Source organism: Photobacterium sp. NCIMB 13483, assembly GCF_003025475.1.
In the GTDB taxonomy this organism is placed as follows: Bacteria; Pseudomonadota; Gammaproteobacteria; order Enterobacterales; family Vibrionaceae; genus Photobacterium; species Photobacterium piscicola.
Genome location: NZ_PYLV01000004.1, coordinates 108419 through 133399, shown reverse-complemented (window position 1 = coordinate 133399; position 24981 = coordinate 108419). Strand labels below are relative to the sequence as shown.

The 24981-nt window shown below is 39.3% G+C and carries 21 protein-coding genes; 8 read left to right on the top strand and 13 right to left on the bottom strand.

Annotated features, from left to right (window positions below):
- Positions 1–48: 48 nt before the first annotated feature.
- Entirely contained in the window at positions 49–1278 is a 1230-nt protein-coding gene (pepT, locus tag C9I86_RS05375) for a peptidase T (RefSeq protein ID WP_080157421.1), read from the bottom strand.
- A gap of 309 nt (positions 1279–1587) precedes the next feature.
- On the bottom strand, positions 1588–2415 hold the full coding sequence (locus tag C9I86_RS05370) for a hypothetical protein (protein WP_080157769.1): 828 nt from the start codon (positions 2413–2415) through the stop codon (positions 1588–1590).
- 444 nt (positions 2416–2859) lie between these two features.
- Here C9I86_RS05370 and potA point away from each other — a divergent pair, with 444 nt between their 5' ends.
- The 4 genes from potA (at position 2860) to potD (ending at position 7083) form a co-directional block, all read left to right on the top strand.
- Complete coding sequence (potA, locus tag C9I86_RS05365; protein ID WP_080157419.1) at positions 2860–3978, top strand: spermidine/putrescine ABC transporter ATP-binding protein PotA; 1119 nt, start codon at positions 2860–2862, stop codon at positions 3976–3978.
- Complete coding sequence (gene potB, locus C9I86_RS05360) at positions 3962–4819, top strand: spermidine/putrescine ABC transporter permease PotB (RefSeq protein ID WP_080157417.1); 858 nt, start codon at positions 3962–3964, stop codon at positions 4817–4819. Before potA ends, potB begins: the two co-directional genes overlap by 17 nt.
- Positions 4819–5586, top strand: a complete 768-nt coding sequence (gene potC, locus C9I86_RS05355; RefSeq protein WP_080157415.1) for a spermidine/putrescine ABC transporter permease PotC — start codon at positions 4819–4821, stop codon at positions 5584–5586. Before potB ends, potC begins: the two co-directional genes overlap by 1 nt.
- A 444-nt stretch (positions 5587–6030) precedes the next feature.
- On the top strand, positions 6031–7083 hold the full coding sequence (gene potD / locus C9I86_RS05350) for a spermidine/putrescine ABC transporter substrate-binding protein PotD (RefSeq protein WP_080157413.1): 1053 nt from the start codon (positions 6031–6033) through the stop codon (positions 7081–7083).
- An 87-nt stretch (positions 7084–7170) separates the two neighbouring features.
- On the opposite strand, the gene C9I86_RS05345 is transcribed toward potD, so the two are convergent.
- From C9I86_RS05345 to C9I86_RS05300, 10 genes are all read right to left on the bottom strand, one after another.
- Positions 7171–7413: a hypothetical protein gene (locus C9I86_RS05345; RefSeq protein WP_107275847.1), complete on the bottom strand. Its 243-nt coding sequence runs from the start codon at positions 7411–7413 to the stop codon at positions 7171–7173.
- 174 nt (positions 7414–7587) lie between these two features.
- Positions 7588–8340, bottom strand: a complete 753-nt coding sequence (gene cobB / locus C9I86_RS05340) for a Sir2 family NAD+-dependent deacetylase (protein ID WP_255418359.1) — start codon at positions 8338–8340, stop codon at positions 7588–7590.
- A 158-nt stretch (positions 8341–8498) separates the two neighbouring features.
- Positions 8499–9509 (bottom strand): formate dehydrogenase subunit gamma, encoded by a 1011-nt coding sequence (locus C9I86_RS05335; protein WP_369925084.1) that lies wholly within the window; start codon positions 9507–9509, stop codon positions 8499–8501.
- A gap of 169 nt (positions 9510–9678) precedes the next feature.
- A complete protein-coding gene (gene fdh3B, locus C9I86_RS05330) occupies positions 9679–10296 on the bottom strand; it encodes a formate dehydrogenase FDH3 subunit beta (protein ID WP_045030423.1) in 618 nt (205 codons plus the stop codon).
- Between the two features lie 11 nt (positions 10297–10307).
- Complete coding sequence (locus C9I86_RS05325) at positions 10308–13166, bottom strand: formate dehydrogenase subunit alpha (RefSeq protein ID WP_107275846.1); 2859 nt, start codon at positions 13164–13166, stop codon at positions 10308–10310.
- A 12-nt stretch (positions 13167–13178) separates the two neighbouring features.
- Positions 13179–13376: a twin-arginine translocation signal domain-containing protein gene (locus C9I86_RS05320; RefSeq protein ID WP_080157406.1), complete on the bottom strand. Its 198-nt coding sequence runs from the start codon at positions 13374–13376 to the stop codon at positions 13179–13181.
- Between the two features lie 66 nt (positions 13377–13442).
- Positions 13443–14060, bottom strand: a complete 618-nt coding sequence (locus C9I86_RS05315) for a molecular chaperone (protein ID WP_080157404.1) — start codon at positions 14058–14060, stop codon at positions 13443–13445.
- A gap of 9 nt (positions 14061–14069) precedes the next feature.
- Positions 14070–15779, bottom strand: coding sequence for a 4Fe-4S binding protein (locus C9I86_RS05310; RefSeq protein ID WP_107275845.1), 1710 nt, complete (start codon positions 15777–15779; stop codon positions 14070–14072).
- A gap of 294 nt (positions 15780–16073) precedes the next feature.
- Entirely contained in the window at positions 16074–16799 is a 726-nt protein-coding gene (locus tag C9I86_RS05305; protein ID WP_158258919.1) for a DUF3306 domain-containing protein, read from the bottom strand.
- The gene (locus C9I86_RS05300) at positions 16789–17280 is read right to left on the bottom strand and encodes a DUF3305 domain-containing protein (RefSeq protein WP_107275843.1); all 492 of its coding nucleotides are present in this window, start codon (positions 17278–17280) and stop codon (positions 16789–16791) included. Before C9I86_RS05300 ends, C9I86_RS05305 begins: the two co-directional genes overlap by 11 nt.
- A gap of 263 nt (positions 17281–17543) precedes the next feature.
- Here C9I86_RS05300 and fdhD point away from each other — a divergent pair, with 263 nt between their 5' ends.
- The 4 genes from fdhD to C9I86_RS05280 all read left to right on the top strand — a co-directional run bounded on the left by fdhD (position 17544) and on the right by C9I86_RS05280 (position 22556).
- The gene (fdhD, locus tag C9I86_RS05295; protein WP_080157397.1) at positions 17544–18389 is read left to right on the top strand and encodes a formate dehydrogenase accessory sulfurtransferase FdhD; all 846 of its coding nucleotides are present in this window, start codon (positions 17544–17546) and stop codon (positions 18387–18389) included.
- Positions 18389–19300: a helix-turn-helix transcriptional regulator gene (locus C9I86_RS05290; RefSeq protein ID WP_080157396.1), complete on the top strand. Its 912-nt coding sequence runs from the start codon at positions 18389–18391 to the stop codon at positions 19298–19300. The genes fdhD and C9I86_RS05290 overlap by 1 nt, the downstream gene beginning before the upstream one ends.
- 424 nt (positions 19301–19724) lie before the next feature.
- A complete protein-coding gene (gene pbpG / locus C9I86_RS05285; protein ID WP_080157395.1) occupies positions 19725–20624 on the top strand; it encodes a D-alanyl-D-alanine endopeptidase in 900 nt (299 codons plus the stop codon).
- Positions 20625–20921: 297 nt separating this feature from the next.
- Positions 20922–22556 carry a C45 family autoproteolytic acyltransferase/hydolase gene (locus tag C9I86_RS05280; RefSeq protein WP_158258918.1) on the top strand — a complete coding sequence of 545 codons (1635 nt, stop codon included), beginning with the start codon at positions 20922–20924 and terminating at the stop codon, positions 22554–22556.
- A 377-nt stretch (positions 22557–22933) separates the two neighbouring features.
- Here C9I86_RS05280 and C9I86_RS05275 read toward each other — a convergent pair whose 3' ends face one another.
- Positions 22934–24976, bottom strand: coding sequence for a cache domain-containing protein (locus C9I86_RS05275; RefSeq protein WP_080157393.1), 2043 nt, complete (start codon positions 24974–24976; stop codon positions 22934–22936).
- Between the last annotated feature and the right edge of the window lie 5 nt (positions 24977–24981).

Below are 24981 nucleotides of genomic sequence, written 5' to 3'. Positions count from 1 at the left end.
ATCAGCATTGATGATAGTGGCTTTTCTTTTATCTATTAATTAGCAGAATTAAGCGTATCGATTCGCTGTATTCTCAGCAACTTTTACAATAACTTTAACTGCAAGTTCCATACCTTCAACAGTGATAAATTCATGAATACCGTGGAAATTATAACCGCCAGTAAAGATATTAGGACAAGGTAAACCCATAAATGATAGTCGAGCACCATCAGTGCCACCACGAATAGGTTTTATTTCCGGCTTAACATCACAATCAAGCATCGCTTGCTGAGCAATATCAATGATATGTGGGAAAGGTTCCACCATTTCACGCATATTATAGTAAGAGTCCGTTAAGATCAGTTCTACTCGGCCCTGTGTCAACTTGCTGTTCAGCTCGTCTACTTTTTGTTGTATGAAGGCTTTACGCTTCTCTTGACCATCACGATCAAAATCACGAATGATATAACCCAATTCAGTACGAGCAACAGATGCTTCCATTGATTTAAGGTGGTAAAAACCTTGATAGCCATCAGTGCATTCAGGCGTTTCATCAGCAGGCATCATTAATTGAAATTGTGCTGCAATGTTCATGGAATTAACCATTTTATTTTTTGCAGTGCCTGGATGAACGTTGACACCATGACAAATAACATCTGCAGAAGTTGCATTGAAATTTTCATATTCCAACTCACCAATTGGGCCTCCATCGATAGTATAAGCCCACTGTGCACCAAACTTTTCAACATCAAATAAGTTTGCGCCACGACCGATTTCTTCATCCGGTGTAAAACCAATACAAATATCGCCATGCTTAATTTTAGGATTGGCAATAAGATAAGCGATAGCTGTCATGATCTCAGCAACCCCCGCCTTATTATCAGCACCAAGCAGCGTTGTACCATCTGTCGTAATTATATTGTGACCGTGTAACTTATTAAGATCTGGGTATTGAAATGGAGAAAGGATTTCATCCCCTATTCCTAATGCAATATCGCCACCACGGTAGCTCTCAACAAGCTGTGGGCGAACATTTTTACCTGAAGCATCAGGTGCGGTATCCATATGAGCAATAAAACCAATTGCAGGAATATCACCTTCCATATTTGCAGGTAATCGTGCGGTAAGGTAGCCATTGTTATCTAGAGCAACGTCACTAAGCCCTAACTCAACCATTTCTGATTGAAGAGCCTCAGCAAATACACGTTGCCCAGCTGTACTAGGGCAAGAGGAAACTGCATCGTTAGATTGAGTGTCAAAACTTACATATCGTAAAAAACGTTCTATTAACTTATCCATAAAGTCGCCTTTCTTGCTTGAGCTGACAGCTTATACTGCCCTTATCTATTATTGGCTACATTATGATTATATAGAAAACAAATGACATTGAGATACATCATCATTAAGGCTTTTTTTTTGTAAAATGAGTCCCCATTTTTAAATGAATATTTAATTAAACAGCATGATTTATTTGAAATTAAGTATTATTGATGAATTCAAAAGGTGCGTTATTTTTAATAACAAACACATAAAGTTATAGTGCGTTAGGTTGTAGATCTAAAAAAAAGCTCCTATATAAAGGAGCTCTTTGTACCTATCTTAATAGTATTACGCATTAAATGTGTCATTGTTAAGCGGCTCACTGACATTATCATCAGATTTTGGCTTATTACTATCATTTGGATTAGATACAGAAGTGACCTGTAGAGTAATACCAAACATATTACGATAGATAATTGCTTTTACATTAAAGAAAAATGGTAATGTCCAAATTAATCCAATACCTGCCGTCGCAATAGACATGAAAAAGAAGATCATTACGATTAAGTAAATTGCAGTCATTGGCATTACTTTACGCACTGTCGCCATGAAGGAATATTGAATGGCTTTAATCGGTGTAATGCGCTTCTCACACACAAGCAAGATAGCCATGCTTAGCGCCATTGTTAAAAACAACCCAACTAAAGGAAAAATGCTGCTACCAATCCCCTGAATAGAAGAAATTAATAACATTGTAATAATCGATACGAGTGTAAACGAAAATCCTTTAACGATTTGACTTGGTTTTGTTGGCAGCCCTACTGAATGATTAAGCGCCATTAAGCTAACCCCAGCATATAATGGAGCAATCAAAACATCAGACCAAAAGTTGGCCATAAAGCCTGCTTTTAGAATATCTGCGGTAAACCCCTTCCCAGTTATAAAAGCGTCAAAAAACACATTAGGATTACCTAACTGAACTTTTAAACTTAATAGCAATAATGCGATTTGTGCAATAAATAAACAAATAACAGCAGGCAAAAACTTAGTGAAATTCTTTGCTGTAATTTTGAACGCTTCTTGAAGAACGGCAATCGGTTGTAGATCAACATCACCCTTCATTGCTTTTTCAATTGAACCGCCAACGTGAAAACTTTTTTTAGTTGTCTCTTTCATACTCATATCATCATTATTTGGGTACTTGTATTGTACGTCACTCATCATGGTACAAAAACACTATTCACGTAAAAATTTATTTCAAAACCATGTTACCGCCTGAAAAACAGACAATAAATTACTTGCAAGGCGATATCTACCGCTTTTTTATACTTTGTTACACATGTCACCAACGATAATTGAACGTAAGTAAAAGAATTTTGAGCTTAAAAATAAAACATTTTGATTATCACTTTAATCGTAATTTATTTTTTCAGTATTATTTATAATAGCGACCATATTGCAACGGATCGACGTGCTATCATTAAAGTAAGCAGCGTCTAATCTATAAATTTAGTGAGAAAATGCTTTAAATTGAAAGACTACAGGTCTATTATGCGCCCCTAATTTTAGCCAAAATATTGGGGCTTAACCAATCAGTCCCAAGGTGGAGATAACGTAGAATTGAACGTTGCAAAAACATCTAAGAAACCTGTAATTCAGCTGAAGGGTCTTAGCAAAAGCTTTGACGGTAAGCAAATCATTACAGGTTTGGACCTAGACGTAAACGATGGTGAATTTTTAACCATTTTAGGTCCATCAGGCTGTGGCAAAACCACAGTGCTTCGTCTTATTGCTGGCTTTGAAACTGCCGATAACGGTCAGATTACTATTGCCAATAAAGATGTTACTGACATTCCAGCTGAACAGCGTCTCGTTAATACGGTGTTTCAGAGTTATGCACTGTTTCCACATATGACAGTGTTTGAGAACGTCGCGTTTGGTTTACGCATGCAAAAAGTGCCATCGAGTGAAATTGAACCTCGAGTTATGGAAGCATTGCGTATGGTGCAACTTGATAAGTTTGCCCCTCGTAAACCACATCAATTGTCCGGTGGCCAGCAACAACGTGTTGCTATTGCCCGTGCAGTTGTTAATAAACCAAAAGTTCTTTTGCTTGATGAATCACTTTCTGCACTTGATTACAAATTACGTAAACAGATGCAGCTTGAACTGAAGCAACTTCAGCGGAAACTTGGTATTACTTTTATTTTCGTTACTCACGATCAAGAAGAAGCACTATCAATGTCTGACCGAATTATCGTTATGCGCGATGGTTGTGTTGAACAAGATGGTAGCCCTCGTGAAATTTACGAAGAACCGACGAACCTCTTTGTTGCTCACTTTATCGGCGAGATCAATGTATTTGATGCCATCGTTAAAGAACGTTTAGACAGTAAACGTATCATGGCAGATGTTGAAGGTCGTCACTCTTTAATCCACTGTGAGCTTGATGTTGCTGTTGGCGACAAAGTGAAAGTGCTATTACGCCCAGAAGATATCCGCATTGAAGAGATTCATAACGGTGAACAAGCGACGGGTATTTTAGGTAAGGTTAAAGAGCGTACTTATAAAGGTATGACGCTTGATTCTGTGGTACAGCTAGATTCAGGAAAATCGGTAATGGTTAGTGAATTCTTCAACGAAGATGATCCTGACGTAGACCACTCTCTTGATCAAAAAGTTGCCATTACTTGGGTTGAAAGTTGGGAAGTGGTGCTAGCAGATGAGCAAGAAGTTTAATCTCCAAAACATCATCATAACGATTGTTGTAAGTTGGTTACTGCTATTTGTATTTGTACCAAACCTTATGATTATCGGCACGAGTTTTTTAACCCGTGATGATGCAAACTTGATCAAAATGGTGTTCACGCTAGATAACTATGAACGTCTTTTCGATCCAATGTATGCAAAAGTACTTCTGCATTCATTTAATATGGCAATTACAGCAACGCTATTGTGTTTGTTGATTGGCTACCCTTTTGCGTATGCCATAGCTAAAATGCCTGAAAGATGGCGACCATTTATGTTATTTATGGTCATTGTTCCCTTTTGGACTAACTCGTTAATCCGTACATATGGCTTAAAGCTGATGCTCGGTACGCGTGGTATTCTGAATAATGCGTTAATGTACTTAGATATTATTGATAAGCCCATTCGTATTATGTACACCGAGTACGCAGTAATGATCGGCTTAGTTTATATACTATTGCCGTTTATGGTATTGCCTTTGTACTCCGCGATTGAAAAGCTTGATAATAACTATATTGAAGCGGCTCGTGATTTAGGTGCGAATAAAGTTCAAACATTTATTAAAGTCATTTTTCCATTAACAATGCCTGGTATTATCGCCGGTTGTTTATTGGTACTACTTCCAGCATTAGGCATGTTCTATGTGTCTGATTTACTTGGTGGTGCTAAAAACTTGTTAATTGGTAACGTGATTAAGAGTCAGGTACTCAACGCTCGTGACTGGCCATTTGGCTCTGCAACCAGTATTGCACTGACGTTAGCAATGGCAATTATGTTATATGCCTACTATCGAGCAGGAAAATTACTGAATAAAAAAGTGGAGCTTGAATAATGGGTCGTTTTTTTAAATTCAGCTTTATGTCGGTGGTATACACTTTTTTGTATGCTCCGATTGTCATTCTGATTATTAACTCATTTAATGCTAGTAAGTTTGGTATGAAATGGGGCGGATTTACCACTAAATGGTATGAAGATCTGCTTAATAACGATAGCTTAATGCAAGCTGCCGGACACTCAATTACGATTGCGGTTATTTCAGCAACGGCAGCATCGTTAATTGGTAGCTTAACAGCTGTTGCCTTATTTCGTTATAACTTCAAAGGTAAGAAATTTGTATCAGGTATGCTATTTTTAGTCATGATGTCACCTGATATTGTAATGGCAATTTCGTTACTAGCTTTGTTCCTCTTAATTGGCGCAAATCTTGGTTTCTTAACGTTATTACTATCACATATTACTTTTTGTCTACCGTTTGTTGTAGTGACTGTTTACAGTCGTTTAAAAGGCTTTGATGTAAAAATGCTTGAAGCAGCACGTGACTTAGGTGCGAGTGAGTGGGTAATCCTAAAACAAATTATCCTACCGCTAGCTAAGCCTGCTGTTGCTGCTGGTTGGTTATTAAGCTTTACATTGTCACTTGATGACGTAATTGTGAGCTCTTTTGTTACAGGACCTAGTTATGAAATTTTACCTTTAAAGATTTACTCGATGGTTAAAGTCGGTATTTCACCAGAAGTTAATGCATTAGCAACTATCATGCTGATCATTTCATTGTTCCTTGTAATTTGTTCACAATTACTTGCAAGAGAAAAGAAATAACATCACCGCTTTTAGCGATATTAAATGGCTAACTTATTTAAGTTAGCCATTTTTTTATCCCCGCTTTTATCGCATTATATAAACTTTTAATGTTCGTCAGCACCTCAGCCCCTTCAATCGCACTTATTACACAACTAACCTCACATAACTATTCGAGTTCTGTTTTTAGTTTTAATTGGTCATAACATTAATTTGTATAACAATATTATCTAAACGTTAACTACCTGTTATTAATCAATACTCTGTAAATAAATATCTTATCAATGTGTTCATATTTGTGATGGCGGTATGATTTTATCTGCTATACTAGCTACGTTTACCAATTCATATTTGTTTTAAAAGCACACTCTTTTTAAGTGCTTATAAACGACATAAAATTAGGAGAGGCGGTTAAAGCCGCTAGAGAACACTCTCGATATCCTGTTTAGTTAGGAGCTAACAACGATGAAAAAATGGTCTTTAATGATGGCCGGTACAGTTTGTGCGATGTCAATGTATTCAAACATTGCCACTGCTGCAGATTCAGATAGTAATGAATTATACTTTTACAACTGGTCTGAATACATTCCAAATGATGTATTAGAACAGTTCACAAAAGAAACCGGTATTAAAGTAATTTATTCGACTTATGAGTCGAATGAGACCATGTACGCTAAATTAAAAACTTATGATAAAGGCTACGATTTAATCGTTCCTTCAACTTACTACGTTTCTAAAATGAGTAAGGAAGGCATGCTTAAGAAGATCGATAAATCAAAAATTCCTAATTTTGCAGGTATCGATAAAAACTATTTAGATAAGCCTTTTGATCCTAACAATGATTACTCTATCCCTTACATTTGGGGTGCGACAGGTATCGGTGTAAATACTGATGTCATCGATAAATCAAAAATCACTAGCTGGGCTGATTTATGGGATCCTAAATGGCAGGGTCAGCTAATGATGATGGATGATGCACGTGAAGTGTTCCACATTGCATTACGTAAACTAGGCTACTCTGCTAATACTCAAGATCCTAAGCAAATTAAAGCTGCTTATGAAGAGCTTAAAAAACTGATGCCTAACGTATTAGTATTTAACTCTGACTTCCCTGCTAACCCTTATATGGCGGGTGAAACATCACTAGGTATGTTGTGGAATGGTTCTGCATACATGGCGCGTAAAGAAGGCGCTCCTATTGATATCGTATGGCCAAAAGAAGGTGCAATCTTCTGGATGGACAGCCTAGCAATTCCTGTTAATGCAAAGCACGTTGATAATGCATACAAGATGATCAACTTCTTACTTCGCCCTGATATTGCAGCTAAAATTGCACTACAAATTGGTTACCCAACACCCGTTGCAGCAGCGAAGAAATTATTGCCTGCTGATTTCGTTAACGATCCAAGCATCTACCCACCACAATCAGTGATGGATGCGGGTGAATGGCAGAACAGCGTTGGCCCTGCAAGTGAACTATACGAAGAGTATTACCAAAAGCTAAAAGCTGGTGAGTAATAATTATCGTTAGAAAATAAAAAACCGAGCTTTAAAGCTCGGTTTTTTTATACACAAGATAAGTGCTCTATTTAATGATAATAAATATTACAATTTAACCATCAGAATACTCACCTCTTTACTAATAGGATTAACTTCAAACTGATCACTTATTTTAAGCGACTCAACTTGAGGTAATCCCCATGCTTCATAATTCACAACGTTCCCATCAGTGCTAATATTAATAGGATCACCGCTTAATACACGACCACTCCATGAAATTGATGTAGCAAATGTCATTGAACTAAAAATTGATAATATTACCAACAATAAATATTGTTTCTGTTTCATATGCAAGCAATGCTATGGTTATTGAATCATTACGTTAACTATAGTATTAGCATTTTACATATTGAATATTTAAATATGCCAATAGGCATTTTATTGCTTCTTATCAAAAACACCTTATATCCCATATAGAATTATTCTCTTTTTATATAGAATAAATAGCATACCATTTAAGCTCTACTTAACCGCCTTGATAATATCGTCTACGAATTTAGGTACTAGCTCAGATGCTTTACCATAATGTTTTTCTTCAAATTCATTGCCAACATTACTCGGCTCTAAATTAAGCTCTACTGTATGAGCGCCTTGCAATGCAGCCTCATGGACAAAACCAGCTGCCGGATAAACATTCCCGGAGGTGCCGATAGCAATGAACAAATCAGCCTTCACAATCGCGTCATGGATTTTATCCATACCAATTGGCATTTCTCCAAACCATACAATATCAGGTCGTAGAGCGGCTGGAATTTGGCAACAATGACAATGATCACTTGTATGCAGATCGCCTTGCCATTCCACTGTTTGACCTGACTCACAACAACGTGCTTTTAATAGCTCACCATGCATATGGATCACATTATGACTACCTGCCCGCTCATGAAGATTATCGATATTTTGTGTCACAATCATTACTGTGCCGTCTAATTCAGCTTCTAGCTTTGCTAATGCATAATGAGCAGCATTAGGAGCAACAGATCCATTCTCTATCTGCGCTCGACGAGCATTATAAAACGCTTGTACTAACTCTGGATCGCGCTGATAGCCTTCAGGAGTCGCAACATCTTCAACTCGATGTTCTTCCCACAATCCATCTGCTGCACGAAAGGTACGTATCCCTGATTCAGCAGAGATACCCGCCCCCGTTAATACGACAATATTTTTGTAAGGAAATAACATAGCAACATCCCTATGGTGATAATAATGGTTAATCTTTATATTATATTTATACCACTGATTTTATATGGATTAACGGTGTTTTTTATTAGACGTTAGTCTGAGAGTTCATGTATTGCCACGAATCCTAAATTATGCTCATAAAAAAAGCCGATACAGTTGACTGTATCGGCCTTCATTTTGATGCTTAATCGTTAACTATCTAGCGATGGTTTTGATTTTCCTGCATCCTGTTTTTCTGGTTCATAACCCGGTTGGTTTTCAGGTAAATCTTTTACTTCATCAAACCACAAATTATGGTGCTCACGTGCCCATGTTTCATCAACATCGCCAGTCACCATGCCATCTAAACCCGCTTCCATGCCAAATAAACCAATATAAATATGGAATATAAAACCACAGATCAAAATCAGTGCCGATAACATATGCAGTAAATTTGATAGCTCCATATCACGACGGGTTTGATCAAAAATAGGGAAATCTAACACAAAACCACTGGCCGCAATCGAGAAACCAAATACGATCAATAGCCAAAAGATAACTTTCTCACCACCGTTAGAGAAACCCGCTGATGGATGTGATCCTTTATGTTTACCCACCATGCCGCCCATCTTTTTAAACCACTCAAGATCGACTTTGTTAAAGGTACTTTTACGCCACCATTTAACCAAGACAGCAAGTAATAGGATCGCAAAAATAGGTCCCATGTAGTTATGGTATTGCTTAGCAGCAAGAATAACCCATCCCCAAATTTCAGTAGGCACAATAGGCTTAATAAAATGTTTACCATAAACTAACGTTAAGCCACTGAATCCTAATGTAAGGAAAGTGAATGCCATGCTCCAGTGCAATGCACGATCAATACGGCTCCAGCGTTTGATTTTACGGCCCGTTTTAGGCTTACTTAGCTTTAGTGGTCCAATAACCACATAAGCTAGCGTTACCATCACCAGACTACCAAAAATCGCTAAAGCACCTAATGGTGACATCCACTTTTCTTTAAGGATATACCACGTTTGTCCTGGCACACTGATTAAAACATCATGCTCAGGCCAACCAGATGTGGTGTAACCTTTCTCGCCATCTTTTACCATGCGCCAGTAATCAGCCCCAGCAAAGCCGATCACTTCTTTTTTAACTACGGCTTCACCAGCGGTTGTTGTATCACTATCACTTGCCATCGTGGATACTGAAAACACCATCATTAAAGCGGTAACTATGATAGTTAACCAGCGTTGAATTCGCTTAGTCATTAAAGCTCCTATCCACTTTAAAAAGTAGATTAATTGGCACACCTATCACAACGGTGTGCCTAACTATTACACGCGTCGATAAATGGACTTAACATTCCTCATTAAATCCATTTAAATATGATTAAGCTTTACGTACTTTACTTGCGTCGTAAGCTAAATCATCAGTGCTTGCCCAACCCGCATCTTTTGCACCACGAGCCACAACACGCTTACTGAAAATTTCAGAGATTTTTTCAGCATCACCAGCAAGTAATGATTTAGTCGAACACATTGAAGCACACATTGGTAACTTACCTTCCGCAATACGGTTTGCACCATAAAGCAAACGTTCTTTTTCAGAACCAGGTTCAGTATTTGGACCACCAGAACAATAAGTGCACTTATCCATTTTGCCACGCTCAGCAAAAGCATCTTGCTTAGGAAATTGTGGCGCACCAAATGGACAAGCAAATAAGCAATAACCACAGCCGATACATAAATCTTTATCGTGCTGCACAATGCCGTCTTCTGTTTGGCTAAAGCAATCAGCAGGACATACCGCCATACAAGGCGCATCACTACAGTGCATACAAGCAACAGAGATTGATGTCTCTCCCGGAAGACCGTCGTTTAAGGTTACAACACGACGGCGTTGAATACCCCAACCAACCGCTTCTGAGTTGGCATTTTTACAAGCTGTTACACAACCATTGCACTCAATACAACGCTTAGAGTCACAAAGAAATTTCATACGTGCCATCAGGTGACTCCTTACGCTTTAGTGATTTTACACAAAGTAACTTTGGTTTCTTGCATTTGGGTAACAGGATCATAACCATACGTTGTTGCCGTATTAGCCGCTTCACCTGAAACATAAGGTGCACAACCTTCAGGGTAATGCTCACGTAGACTCACACCCTCAAATTCACCACCAAAGTGGAACGGTAAGAAAGCCAGACCTTCACGAACACGTGGTGTTACCATCGCCTTCACTTTAATTCGGCCTTTTTCTGCACCTTCAACCCACACCATCTCACCATCTTTAATACCACTATCGTTGGCATCTTTGAGGTTGATTTCAACAAACATTTCTTTTTGAAGCTCAGCAAGCCACGGGTTTGAACGTGTTTCTTCACCACCACCTTCATATTCAACAAGGCGGCCAGACGTTAGAATAATTGGGTATTCTTTAGATACATCTTTCTCTTGAATAGACTTATAAAGTGTTGGCAAACGGAACATCGCTTTGCTGTCGTCCCATGTTTGGTACTCAGGTAATAAGTCACGACGCGGTGTATACAATGGCTCACGGTGAATAGGTACTGCATCAGGGAAGGTCCATACAACAGTACGGGCTTTCGCGTTACCAAATGGAATACAACCGTGTTTAATCGCAACACGCTGAATACCACCAGACAGGTCTGTCTTCCAGTTTTTACCTTCAGCTGCCACTTTTTCAGTTGCAGTTAGATCATCCCACCATCCCAGTTGCTTTAGCATCTTCGCGGTAAATTCTGGATAACCATCTTCAAGCTCACAGCCTAATGAATAACTATCATCCGCCAACAAGCTCACACCATTACGCTCAACACCGAAACGGGCACGGAAATTACCACCACCTTCTGCGACTGTTTTCGAGGTATCATAAAGAATGTGTGTGCCTGGGTGCTTCATTTCTGGCGTCCCCCAACATGGCCACGGTAAACCATAGGTTTCACCATTAGCTGGTCCGCCAACCGCTTCAAGCGTCGTAAAATCAAACGTACCCCAGTTTTTCTGATGCTCTTTCAAACGCTCAGGGCTTTGACCTGTATAACCAATTGTCCACATACCCTTGTTGTATTCACGAGTAATATCTTCAATGTTTGGCTTATTATTCTCAACCTTAATGTGTTTGAATAATTGATCAGAGAAACCCAAACGCTTAGTCAATAAGTACATGATTTCATGATCGGGTTTAGCATCAAACAACGGTTCAATTACCTGATCACGCCACTGAATCGAACGGTTAGTTGCCGTTACTGAACCGTAAGTTTCAAACTGCGTAGTTGCAGGGAAAAGATAAACGTTATCTGTACGGCCATTCATTACTGCAGCAACGCCCGGGTATGGATCGACGATCACCATCATATCCAGCTTGCCCATCGCGGTTTTCATTTCAGGACCACGCGTCTGTGAGTTAACAGCATGACCCCAATAGAACATCGCACGAATATTATCGCGTTGTTCAATATTATCTTTGTTTTCTAAAACACCATCGATCCAACGAGAAACAGGAATACCTGCGTTGTTCATTGGCTTTTTACCGTTATAGGTATTTTGATCAAAACGGCCTTGTAGCCATGAATAATCAATATCCCATACTTCAGCCCAATGCTTCCAAGCACCTTCAGATAAACCGTAATAGCCCGGTAAGTTATCAGATAACACGCCAAAGTCAGTTGCACCCTGAACGTTATCATGGCCACGGAAAATGTTTGCGCCACCACCTGATTTACCCATGTTGCCAAGGGCTAATTCAAGAATACAGTAAGCACGAGTGTTGTTATTACCTGTTGTATGTTGAGTACCACCCATACACCAAACAACACAGCCAGGACGGTTTTCAGACAGCATTTTTGCCGTTTGATAAACTTGATCTTCAGGCACACCCGTTACGCGTTCAACTTCTTTCGGGTTCCACTTCGCCACTTGTTCACGCACTTCTTCCATGCCATAAACACGTTGACGAATAAATTCTTTGTCTTCCCAACCATTATTGAAGATGTGATATAGCACACCCCAAACAAAAGCAACATCAGTACCAGGACGTAAAGAAACATAGTGATCAGCTTTTGCCGCTGTACGTGTACGACGTGGATCAACCACCACAATCTTACAACTGTTAGTTTCTTTAGCGATCAGAATATGCTGCATTGCTACTGGATGAGCTTCGGCTGGGTTAGAACCAATAAACAGAATCGACTTACAGTTATGCATGTCGTTCAGTGAGTTGGTCATTGCGCCGTAGCCCCACGTATTTGCAACACCTGCAACCGTGGTTGAGTGACAAATACGTGCTTGGTGATCGACGTTATTTGATCCCCACAGCGACACCATTTTACGGAACAAATACGCTTGTTCGTTGTTGTGTTTCGCTGAACCTAAAAAGTAAACTGAATCAGGGCCAGATTCTTGACGAATTTTAAGTACCTGCTGGCTAACTTCATCTAATGCTTGCTCCCAGCTTAGTTTTTTCCATTTACCATTAACCAGCTTCATTGGGTATTTTACGCGTTTAGCACCATGGCCATGTTCACGTAATGCCGCCCCTTTTGCACAATGTCCACCAGCGTTAAAAGGATGATCGAAAGCGGGTTCCTGATGGGTCCATACACCATCTTGCGTTTCAGCATAAATGCCACAACCTACAGAACAGTGAGAACAAATGGTACGTTTAACCACTTTAGGTGCGTTGTAATCGGCTTCAGGGAAAGCTTCCGCCTTGCGCATAAAACCAGGCGCAAAAAGGCTTGTCCCAGCAACACCACCAGCGGCAGCAAGAGAAGAATTACGAATAAAAGAACGACGAGAAATACCTAGTTGGTTTTCATCTTTGCTCACTTTATCGGAACGTTTAGTCAGTTTCATTTCAGGCTCCGCTTATAGGGTATTGTAGTAATCACGAATATGTTGGGTTTCGTGATACCCTTTTTTTGTTTTAGGATCTTTCTTTTCAGTGTCGGTTGTTGAAGCGTGAACGGCAGTTGTCGTTCCTGCTACTACAGCACCAGCCGCTACAGTTAAACCAATGTTTTTTAACAATTGGCGACGGCTATCATTTGTTTTTTGCTCACTCATTGCGTTTGCTCCTCTATCGACATTTTTATGAACAAATGTCGATTTTTTATTATCGCGAGTATCTTTTTACTGGGACTCTAAAAAACGGGTCTTTTCTATTGTCAAAAATTGCCAAGCTAATTCACCGACAGCGGTATAAAACACAGCACTCTTAGCCGCTTTTAAATCGGTACAAAACTTTTCACACCATTGTGCAAGATGACGATTAAAAAATGTCTGTTGAAGGTGTTCATCGCCACCTTCCACCAGCATAGCCATAACCTCTAGCAATGCAGATATATGATCTTCTGGTTCAATCACAGATTGAGCACGTTCAAAACCCATTTGTTTTAAGTCTTGACGTAAATAAGCCAGAGGCATTTCCATTAAAGAACCGGTTAAATACCATGAACCAAATGGAACAACTTCCCCACGGCCAATACCAATAAATACATCTTGATATTCTTCTTCAGCACTCAATAATGTTGTTTTCTGAGCCGCTAGTTTTAGTAAAGGCCAAGCTGAAGCCATAGTCTGACGTTGAAATGTTTGTGCCGTATCAACATCAAGATTTGCAAGAAATTCAAGCACAGATTGTTCAGGGGCTTGACGACATAGATGTGCCAACATGTTATAAATTTCAATACGTAGCAAATCATCTTGATCAGTAAGATTTGTGTGAGCATTCATAGCTGCGTTTTCCATATAATGACCTTATACCCTTGTCTGACTTTGTGGATCTTGTTCCATCTTTTCAAAAATATCGCGAACACGGCAATCTTCACACATAGATAAACGACGAATCGCTTCTCCTTGAAAATGTGAATGACGTTGAAGTTTTTCGGTCAACATTTTCACCATAGATGCTGGGGCAAAAGGCTTTCCACAACTAATACAACATGCAGCAGGTTCTTCATGAATCAGAGCATCGGCTTTACGCGCTTGCCAATCCCAATTAAAACCGGCTTCAAGTGTTATAACTTTCTCAGGACATGCGGTTTCACACATTCCACATTGAATACAATCTTGTTCTACAAATAATAATCCAGGGCGATCACCAATGGCATGTAAGGCACGGGTTGGACAAACAGCAACACAACTCATACATAACGTACAATCATCTGTCTTACATGTTACAGAACCATAAGGGGCATTAGCCGCTACAGCCGAATGGGTAGGTTGCGCTGGACTTGTCTGATTAAGTGCTTCCAAAACAGTAAATAGCTTTTCACGCTTAGTGCCTGTTAGTGCAGTTTCAATCGGAGTAATAAGTGCAGCTTCATAAGCTTCAAAATTCGCACTATCAGCAAAATCAAATAAACAAATACGATCAGCGTCATAACCCAATTCAGTTAAGAAATTTTGAGCAATCGCTAATTCATTAGTCAGAACAGCATCAATCGTTGCAGGGATATATTGTGTATTTGTTGCCAATAGAACTTGATGCACACCATAAGCTAAGGCACTAAACCAAGTATCAATACCAACCGTCGCCAGTTCTTCTAATGCAATCGTAATAACAGAACTAGGTAATGTCGCCAGTGCCTTTGTTACAGCAGCGGTATCACGATCACCATAAAGAAGCAGTGTTGGAGATTGACCACCTTCTTGCTTATAACGTGCTAAAACACTATGAACAAAATTTTGAGTGATTTGAGGATCTGGCAATGCATAACTGATAGCTTCCGTTGGACATGCCGTGGCACATGTTCCTACCCCCTGACAAAGGTAAGGATCAATCGCAATAGCGATACCATCAGAACTTAATGCTCCCGCAGGACATGCATCAATACAACGATCACAGCCTTTTACACTTCGTGATGAATGTGCACAAAGATCAGGATTTAGACGAAAGTATTTAGGCTTATCAAAAGTACCAATCATGGCTGGCAGTTCATCCACCAGCGTCGCTAGTTTTTCAGCAACACGTTTTTTTGATGCTTGAGATGCAGAAGCTTGACCAACGGCATAATAACCCGCAGCTGGAATTTCAACATTCATAACCCCAGTTGCTGTCATATCAAGCACAATATCAAAGCATTGACGTCCAATAGCTATTTTGGCTAAGTTCGTTTCAAGTGCATTAATATCAAGGGCTGTCGCGTCATGTCCTATACGACAATGAACATCAAATGCGCCAAGGTATCCTTTTACCGTAATAGCTTGACTGTAATACAAGGTATGTGATGTTTTGGTATCGCATGTATTTGCATCTGTCGCCAATAACGTCACACTGTTTAGTGCTACAAATTGATCGGCAACCTGAAGTAATTGTTCAGCGTCACCAATAATCAATAAATTACCACGACTTTCATACGTCACTGTTGGCGGAATAAGATTGGCAAGTTCTACTGTTCCTGTAATGGCCGTTGCACGAGCGACGCCATTAATATCAGTAAATGCATTTAATGTACTTTTTAACATTGTTATTCCTGTTTGCTCACTACCGCTAATCAGTATCGTTAGAAAATAATGACTTTTCTTCTACTCTCTATAGAGCAATAACCGATCCAACTTTTCACGGAATAAAATGACTTAAAAGGAACTAAAATCATAACGATGATATTGCGTAATCAACTAATGAGACATTTTGTCTTACTTGTAGCGAACTAACGCGCCAAATTGTCTCTCTTTACGATTTTATTGATCTTCCCTTTTTGTCCCAGTCTGTTTTTATGATTAGTATTAATAATTCTCAAACGTTTTTATTTTTTTACGTTAGGATTTCTGTTCATTACTTTCATTGTCACAATTAAGAATCGGTGTTAACGATAAATCAGCCGTAGGGAAAGCCTCTTCATCGGTATGTGTTGTATCTAGGTGATTAACTAATCCATCCTCCTCGTCATCCTTACTGGCTATGGCTATATGATTAACTGACAAATCAGCTGTTGTTACATCAACAGTCGTAGAATCAACCGTATTAAGATCAGACGTTGATGTTAATGCTGTTATTCCCTCATCTTTGAGAGCTTCCGTTGCCGTCTCCGTAACCGTATTTATCCACCCCCGCATTTGTGATGCAATTTCTGGTGCTAAACCTTGCATATTGCTGAAGTCTTCAGTGCTATCATCCATATCACTGATATAGTTAAATTCTTCAGAATGAAATAATTTTCGTAATGCCGCCTTTTTCACTGACTTAGTCACTTGTTGCTGCATAAATGACGCAACACCTGAGTCATAAGTTACTTTATCAGCGTCATCAATCGTCAATGCAATGACAGGCTCTTCAGCTATAACATTTGGTGACGTTGCTGAGGGAACAATTGATGTTTGTTCATGATCACTGGTCTTTGTTACTTCTTCTTCGGTTGTATCTATAGCATTAAGAGTCAGTGACTCATCAACCGTTTCAGTTATCGTTTCCGAAATAGCACGTTCCGTATTATCAACAGGGGTTAACTTACGGCTTGACCAACGCTGAAAGAAATTAGTTGCCACTTGAACGTCCTTTTTTCTTATCGCCGCCACGTTTACGTTTAAATTCAAACAATTCCCCATGACGACCTAAAAAGGCTTCCATCCATGCTTGAATTGCTAATGGAACATCAATATGTAAAACCACATAATCACCATCCATATAACGAGCTGCTACACCTTGCGCTGCGGTAACTAAAACAGGTTTTAATTGCTCATTCTCTTCAGCACAAATAAAGAACAAATGCGGACTCTGTGAATTTAAGTTAAATCGATATTCCATCCGTTCATCACGAAAAAGTTCTAGAGGCATCATGTAGTTACCAGCCCCTATATCAGCAAATGCCATATCAACGGCGAGATCTTCTTCATACAAACAAATGTCTTCAATCGTCCATGCATAAGTTGTCCAACGACCCACTTGGCGTTCTTCTGCTTGTAAGCGAAAATTGATTGGCCAAACATGTTCATTTTTCTTTAATTCAAGTTCTGCTTGTTTTGGCACATTCACTCCTACTGGCGGGTTCTATTTCGCCTTTATCTTGTTATTTAATCACTTTTTACATTAAGCGATATTTCACTTAATAAGCAGACATAAGCAAATATTAGACCAATAACAAGAAACCACATTAAAAGTGCGCATTTTTATCAATCTCAGCCTATTAACGATAGATTGGTGAATGTTAGTAATATTGGAACAATCTTTGCTTAATTTAGGTTTCAGTATCCATAATTAAACACACCACAATTATTATGCAGGGATCTCAAATGGCGACATTGCCTAAAATTATAAAAACCAAAGCGACAGTGCAGCAGACGATGTCGGTAGAAATTATTGATGAATATGGTGATCCACAAACAAAAGAGATCGCCTGCGAGCATCCATTAACGGTGTACCTTAATTGGGTTGAAGTAGTAACACTGATGACCTTAGGTGAGCGCCCATCCGCATTAGTATTAGGCTATTTAAAAAACCAAGGCTTTATTAATGACCTTAGCGCTATTGAATCAGTAATGATCGATTGGGAAACCAATGCCGCGGTTGTTATAACTCATGAAAATACTGAAAACTTAGCGCAGCAATTAGAAAAGAAAACCGTCACCTCTGGCTGTGGGCAAGGCACGATGTATGGCAATGTAATGAAAAAGCTTGAAGGTATAACCCTGCCACAACCGCAAATTAAACAATCGCTGCTATATGGTTTACTTGAAGCATTGACTCATCATAATGAAACCTACAAAGCTGCAGGTGCTGTTCATGGTTGTGCCGTCTGTAAAGGCACTGATATTTTATCGTTTGTAGAAGATGTTGGCCGACATAACGCAGTAGATACCCTTGCCGGTGAAATGTGGCTGCAACAACAAACAGGTGAAGATAAGATTTTCTACACCACAGGTCGCTTAACCTCTGAAATGGTCATTAAAGTCGCGCAAATGGGCATTCCTGTACTGTTGTCTCGTTCTGGAGCGACACAAATGGGTTACGATCTTGCTAAGAAACTTGGTATTACTATGATTGCTCGCGCTAAAGGGCTGCGTTTTCAAATCTATAACGGTAGCGACAATATAGAACTTGATGTTAAAGGCCACGAGAGTAAAGGTACCCAAGCATAATGGCTGATTTCCCTGAATTTATGAATGCCAAATTAGTAGCCGAATATCTCGACCTTAATGAAAAGAAGGTTTACGCCTTAGCCAATGACGGCCTATTGCCTGCAACAAAAGTAACGGGTAAATGGCTTTTTCCTAAGGCAATGCTGGATAAATGGTTATTAGAATCTTGCCATAATGGCGTATTAACCGACCGATTATTGATTGCTGGCTCTGATGATCCATTACTGCAATGTGTGGTCGGTAAAATGGCGAACCAGTTAGGCAGCACGGCCCTTGTCGGTTATACCTCAACAGGCACACGTCAAGGATTGGCGATGTTAAGCAAAGGTCATGTTGATATCTGTGCTATCCATTGGGGTAATGTAGAAGAAGCCAGTTTACGACATCCGGCCTTATTGCAACAATATCCAGGGCATAAAAACTGGGTCTTAGTCCATGCCTTTGAGCGTAAACAAGGCTTAGTCGTAAGCCCAGATCTAGCGGATGCCGTTAATAGCCGTTCAATTCAACTGCATGAATTACTATCACCTCGTTGGCGTTGGGCTTTACGTCAGCAAGGCGCTGGAAGTATGCGAGCATTAGAGGAATGGATCCATGGTCATGGGTATAACATGACCATGCTTAATCAAGTTGATTGTTGTAATAGTGAACGAGAGTTAGCTTCAGCCATTGCTAGAGAGCAAGCAGATATTGGTTGTGCAAGCCAAAGTACCGCTGGTGAATTTGGGTTAGGCTTTATTCCACTGTGCACCGAAGCATTTGAGCTGGTGATCCCTAAAAATATTTACTTCCGTACCCTACAACAACAATTATTACAGTCATTAACCAAGAGTGACATTCAGGCTCATGGCGATCAACTAGGCGGTTATAATTTTATTCGCACGGGCCAACAAGTGTGGAGTGCTAACTAATCTAAGCATTACCAAGTAAGGTCATCAACGGGTGACCTTGCCTTTATCTTAATGATTGCATTAATAACAGCACATCAAGAGGCGTCACGCACAAAAAGTTATCTAATTATCATGCAAACCAATAACCATCAGTAAAAATGCACTCATAACCAACACGTTCATTCATCACACGTGTTCTTGAAAGAATCCTTGCCACCCACAATCATCATTAAAAGTAATTAAATGCGATAAAACCACCTTCACAATGAATATATCGAACAATTATTTTATTGAATGTTGTTTCATTAGCAACTTATGTTTAACTGCTGCTTTTATAATCTATTATAAATAGGATTTACACAAACATGACTTGCTTAACCACAATTGAAAAGATGACAATATCAGGATAATTATTCCCCTCTTAAATGGGATCCAAGGAGCCATTGTGCGCAACGCTTTAATTTTATTTTTTACACTTGCAAGTGTCAGCTTTTCTTCTTTCGCAAGTATCAACACCAGTAAACTCAAACCAAGTAATCTTCAGACTGCTTCTGTGAGTAATTATGTTATCGATCTAAGCTCAGGGAAAACGCTTTATCGCAAAAATTCCAATGTCGTGATGCCTATCGCGTCATTAACAAAGCTAATGACCGCGATGGTGACATTAGACGCTAAGTTACCGCTTAACCAAAAAATTACGTTCACTAAAACGGATAAAGAGCATATGTACAATACATATTCTCGCGTTCGTATTGGTTCACAATTAAGCCGTGGCGAGACAATGCACATTGCATTAATGTCATCTGAAAACTTAGCGGCTGCTGCACTTGCGGCTAACTACCCAGGTGGTTACAACGCGTTTATTCGTGCTATGAATGCTAAAGCTAAAGCACTCGGTATGACGAATACTCACTTTGTTGATAGCTCAGGTCTTAACCCTAAAAACCGTTCAACAGCATCAGACGTTGCTAAGATGGTACGGGCTGCTTACAAGTATTCTGCCATTCGTAACTACAGCACTAATGGTGCAGTTCACACCGCTTACTTTACTAACCCTCGTTATAAATTAGGTTACACCAATACCAATGCGCTAGTACGTGGTAAAAAGTGGACCGTTAACCTAAGCAAAACAGGCTTTCTTGATGAAGCTGGTCGTTGTTTAGCGATGGTAACAACGATTGATGGTAAGAAGATCCTAATGGTGATGCTTGATTCACAAGGCAAAATGACACCAATTGGTGATGCTGGCCGTATAAAGCAATGGCTACAAACAGGTAAGAGCACATCAATTACTGCTGATGCTAAATACTACCAGCAGCAAAAATTGAAACAATTAACCAAATAATTAATAATTATTGTTAGTTGATAACGTAAGAAGCCAGCATTTGAGATGCTGGCTTTTTTTATACACCACATTTAGCAATTTAACATCTCACTTTAGTCACTATTAGTAACCAAATCATTTGGTTATCATTAAAAATTTACCTCCTATTTTTGTATTTTTAACCGATAAGAATCACCTAAAAAATGGCAGCTTACGTTTACATTTTATAAAACATTGACTATCGTTTACTCTCTTGTTGAACAATAAAAAAGGCGGATGATAGCTCTGTTCATTCAATATTCATCAAAGCCGTTAATTATGAAAATGCATTCGAAACACTCTCTCGGTAAAAAGACAATTCTTGCATGTATTATCTCACTTGCATCTGTTAGCTATGCCAACGCATCAGCTTCTGAAACACAACATTTAACTCAATACCCACCCAAACTATTACTTGAGCAAATTACAGCACCTGTGACTGGGGCGTTATACCAAACTAAATTAACAGAACAACAACAGAAAATTGTTGATCAAGCTAAATTAGTGAAAAAGAATGGCTGGTGGCATGTTGGTATTAAAGGCAATGCTTTTGATCGTGGTTTCCAATATGGTTATCTTATCGCGCCTGATTTTAAATTAGCGTGGAAAGACAGTTGGAGCATGACCTACCTAACAACAGGTGTGCCTTATAGTGCATGGCAAAAAGCCGCATTAGAACAAACTAAAGGGAAGATTCCCGTAGAACTTCGTCAAGAAATGGAAGGTATTGCTAAAGGCTTAAATGCTGCAGGTTTGCATGTCACTCTTGCTGACATTATTACATGGAACGACATGATTGAGCTTACAGGTTACTGGTGGCCTTCAGTGGGGATGCATAATTATACCAAGTGGGTTGATCCTGGTTTAATTAATACATCCGCATTCCCTGCCCCGTATACTAAAGCTGAAATGAACACCAATAATGTTGAACTAAGTAAAAACAGTGCCAACATTGAAGGTGCTAAAGGTAATTGCAGTGCCTTTATCGCAACAGGCACTGCGACAAATAATAAAGGTATTGTCATTGGTCACGAAACCTTTAATGATTTCTGGTCTGGTCAATTTTCTAACGTCATTTTAGATATTACACCAGATAAAGGTTACAAAATGGCCTTCCAAACAACACCTGGTATGATTGAATCTGGTACCGACTTCTGGGAAACAGGCGCAGGTCTTGCCGTTGTAGAAACCACATTAGCCAACGTGATGGATTGGAAAGCCGGTGGCACTCCTGAATTTATTCGAGTTCGTGAAGCAAGTCAGTATGCTAATAACATTGATAGTTGGATCAAGCTTGAAGAAAAAGGCAACAATGGTGGTTATGCTAATACATGGCTCATCGGTGATATTAATAACAACCATATTGCTAAGTTTGGTCAAGGTCGTGTTTATCAATACTTCAATGAATTAAAATCAGGCTACTTCACTGGCGAAAACGTCTCTGTTGATCCACGTTTACGCTATATTGAAGGTTCTGATGTTGACTACAACGATATTCGTCAACAAGAAGGTGCTCGTCGTTTACGTTGGATCCAACTGATGCATAAATACAACGGTAAAATTAATGTGGCAACAGGTCAGAAAATGCTCGGTGATACTTATGATGTCTACCTAAATAAAATGGATGCATCATCACGTAATATTTGTGCTGAGTATGATAAAGATTCACAACCGTATGTCTCTGATCCAGCAGCAGTATGGAACGTACCCTTTACACCAGCAGGCTCTGTTGATGGTAAAGTTGCCAACAGCAATGATATTAAAAACTTAACCATCAATGCGCGTTTTGGTCGTGCGAATGGCGCACCCTTTGATGCAAAAGCCTTTATTAAAGCCCACCAGCAATGGGGATGGCAATCAGGTTATTTATTAAGTCGCCCATCTGAACCATGGACAGAGATGAAATTTATCTAATTAATAGAACCTCATATCGCGGTCATTAGTCACCTTTTTGATTCAATATGACCGCGATTATTGTTTTAATTCTCATTTTATCGAAAAAATTAAACATTAAAACAATATGATACAAACATATAAGCTATGCTTTAAAGGGTCTTCAAGCAAAAGGAGTATCTATGCCGCATACCGAAATGATTATCCCTTCCTCATTCGGGCTTATTAGCCGAATATCTCTTACCGCATCACTGTTTCTTGTCGTTGGTTTATCCATTATGTAACGATGGCTTATATTACAATCAGCTAAAAACACAACGCGACAAAAAAGCCCCTTGGAACTGCAATGAACAAGCAGTTACCAAGGGGCTTTTTGTTATTCATAAATCTGGTTTTTGTTACGCTGTCACATGAAGATCCAGTTCACTGGGCGATTCTTTCTTATGTTTAAGATATACAGTAAATGTGGAACCTTGACCTTCTACAGAATCAACCGTTATTTCTCCACCGACATTAGCCACAATACTCTGACTGACCGATAAACCTAATCCCGTCCCCGAACGACGAGTAGTGAAAAAAGGATCAAAAATACGTTTCATATTTAGTGCTGAAATACCGCAGCCATGATCGGTAATAATCACCATCGCTCCACGCACCTCACCTTGTTCATCAATCCAATCATCGGTAGCTATCTTTAATAATCCTTTATCATCCATCGCATGGATACCATTCATCTGTAAATTAACTAACACTTGCAATAATTGATGACGATTGACTTCAACACTGCATTTAGCTTCAAGGTTAACCTCAAATTGAACATCCATCTTTTTAGTACCTGAGCGTACAAGTGTTAAGCTTTCTTCTACAATCAAATTTAAGTGATGCCATGTCACTTCATCTTGCACACCACCTTGACGGCTGTATTGCAATAAACTGCGAGTGATATTACGAATACGATCAATTTGAAGGTGAATGGCAGCCAGCTCTTCTTGAACATCTGCCGTATTATCACCAAGTTCTAGCTGAATTAATTCAATATTACCCAAAATAACTGCCGTCGGATTATTAATTTCATGCGCAATACCTGCGGTTAACTCACCCAATGCGGCTAATTTTTCTGTTGCCACCAGTTTAGATCGTGCTTGATGCAATAATTGAATATGGCGCTCTAGCTCTTCTGTTTTCTGATGCAAACTCTGAGTACGCTGTTCGACTTTATCTTCGAGTTCTATCGCGGTCAGTTTAATGAGTCCGTTACGTTGCTCTAATTGATCTAACATAGAATCAAATTGTTTACCTAATATTTGTAATTCATGCCCTTCTGATAGATCTAACTTTCCCACCCGCCGCTTTAATCCCATTTGTACCGCTTTAGCAACCTGATAGATTTTTTCAATCGGTAAAAACAAATCACGCGAACCACGATACACAATGACACTGGTAAATATCAGTACCAATAAGATACTCACACTCATTTCAATAATATTAGTTAAGTGGCGGTAAATGAGGGGCCACTGTAAATAACCAGTATAAAGCATGCCAACGACTTTACCGTCATTTGCATGTAACGGCTCATAAGCAGAAACATACCAACTATCATATACAAAGGCGCGATCAACAAACGTTTGTCCTTGCTGTAAGACATGTTGTTTAACGTCTTCAGAAACACGCGTTCCCACGGCTCGACCAATAAGGTTGGCACTGTCTAATGGTACATTAGTACTAATCCGCACATCCCCCATGAATAAGGTAACAGTGCCAAGGCTACCATTTGGCAAAGTGCCTTCGGCATAAACCAAATCACGAATACGATCCACCAGCGAGGTGCTATTGTTTAATAAGATACCGCCATCTAAAATCCACTTAAGATCGCCTTGTTGATTAAAAATAGGCACCAAGCTACGGCTAATCAGACCTTTTTGCTCAATCGTGCCTTCTGTAAGTAAGGGTAATTGCGCTTTGGCTGGCAAATTGGGATTTAAATCATAAAGTTCAGCACTGTCTAATACTTGAAAAAACGTTTGTTCTTTACCTGATAGTAACAACGTCTGCTCTTGGCTTGAAAATCGATTCAATTTACTCACAGGATGCAACACCACAAAATCTAATTGATAATGTTTATTTTGCTGACGAACCCAATCGAGTAGTGTTACTTCATTAAAACGTAATCGACGTTGAAAGTCGTAAGAGTTAGCAAAGGCCTGTAGTTCCATTCGCTGCTCTTTTTTAAGCAATACCATACTATGGTGCGCAACGGCTAAATCGGCTCTTACATTCATTAATGCATTTTGCCAAGTGTAGGTTATCGTCCAGTAAAAAGTAATGGCAATTAAGGTCAATAATGTCAGAAAAATAGGCACAGAAGTCAGTACTAATAACCGATAGCGCACCATGGTCTGAAATCGTCGTAACCACATCAAAACAAATGCTTTTGCTTTCATAGTAT

Coding starts and splice junctions, on each gene's coding strand:
- pepT (WP_080157421.1), bottom strand. CDS start 1,278: ATGGATAAGTTAATAGAACGTTTTTTACGATATGTAAGTTTTGACACT.
- C9I86_RS05370 (WP_080157769.1), bottom strand. CDS start 2,415: ATGAAAGAGACAACTAAAAAAAGTTTTCACGTTGGCGGTTCAATTGAA.
- potB (WP_080157417.1), top strand. CDS start 3,962: ATGAGCAAGAAGTTTAATCTCCAAAACATCATCATAACGATTGTTGTA.
- potC (WP_080157415.1), top strand. CDS start 4,819: ATGGGTCGTTTTTTTAAATTCAGCTTTATGTCGGTGGTATACACTTTT.
- potD (WP_080157413.1), top strand. CDS start 6,031: ATGAAAAAATGGTCTTTAATGATGGCCGGTACAGTTTGTGCGATGTCA.
- C9I86_RS05345 (WP_107275847.1), bottom strand. CDS start 7,413: ATGAAACAGAAACAATATTTATTGTTGGTAATATTATCAATTTTTAGT.
- C9I86_RS05335 (WP_369925084.1), bottom strand. CDS start 9,509: ATGATGGTGTTTTCAGTATCCACGATGGCAAGTGATAGTGATACAACA.
- fdh3B (WP_045030423.1), bottom strand. CDS start 10,296: ATGGCACGTATGAAATTTCTTTGTGACTCTAAGCGTTGTATTGAGTGC.
- C9I86_RS05325 (WP_107275846.1), bottom strand. CDS start 13,166: ATGAAACTGACTAAACGTTCCGATAAAGTGAGCAAAGATGAAAACCAA.
- C9I86_RS05320 (WP_080157406.1), bottom strand. CDS start 13,376: ATGAGTGAGCAAAAAACAAATGATAGCCGTCGCCAATTGTTAAAAAAC.
- C9I86_RS05315 (WP_080157404.1), bottom strand. CDS start 14,060: ATGGAAAACGCAGCTATGAATGCTCACACAAATCTTACTGATCAAGAT.
- C9I86_RS05310 (WP_107275845.1), bottom strand. CDS start 15,779: ATGTTAAAAAGTACATTAAATGCATTTACTGATATTAATGGCGTCGCT.
- fdhD (WP_080157397.1), top strand. CDS start 17,544: ATGGCGACATTGCCTAAAATTATAAAAACCAAAGCGACAGTGCAGCAG.
- C9I86_RS05290 (WP_080157396.1), top strand. CDS start 18,389: ATGGCTGATTTCCCTGAATTTATGAATGCCAAATTAGTAGCCGAATAT.
- C9I86_RS05280 (WP_158258918.1), top strand. CDS start 20,922: ATGAAAATGCATTCGAAACACTCTCTCGGTAAAAAGACAATTCTTGCA.
- C9I86_RS05275 (WP_080157393.1), bottom strand. CDS start 24,976: ATGAAAGCAAAAGCATTTGTTTTGATGTGGTTACGACGATTTCAGACC.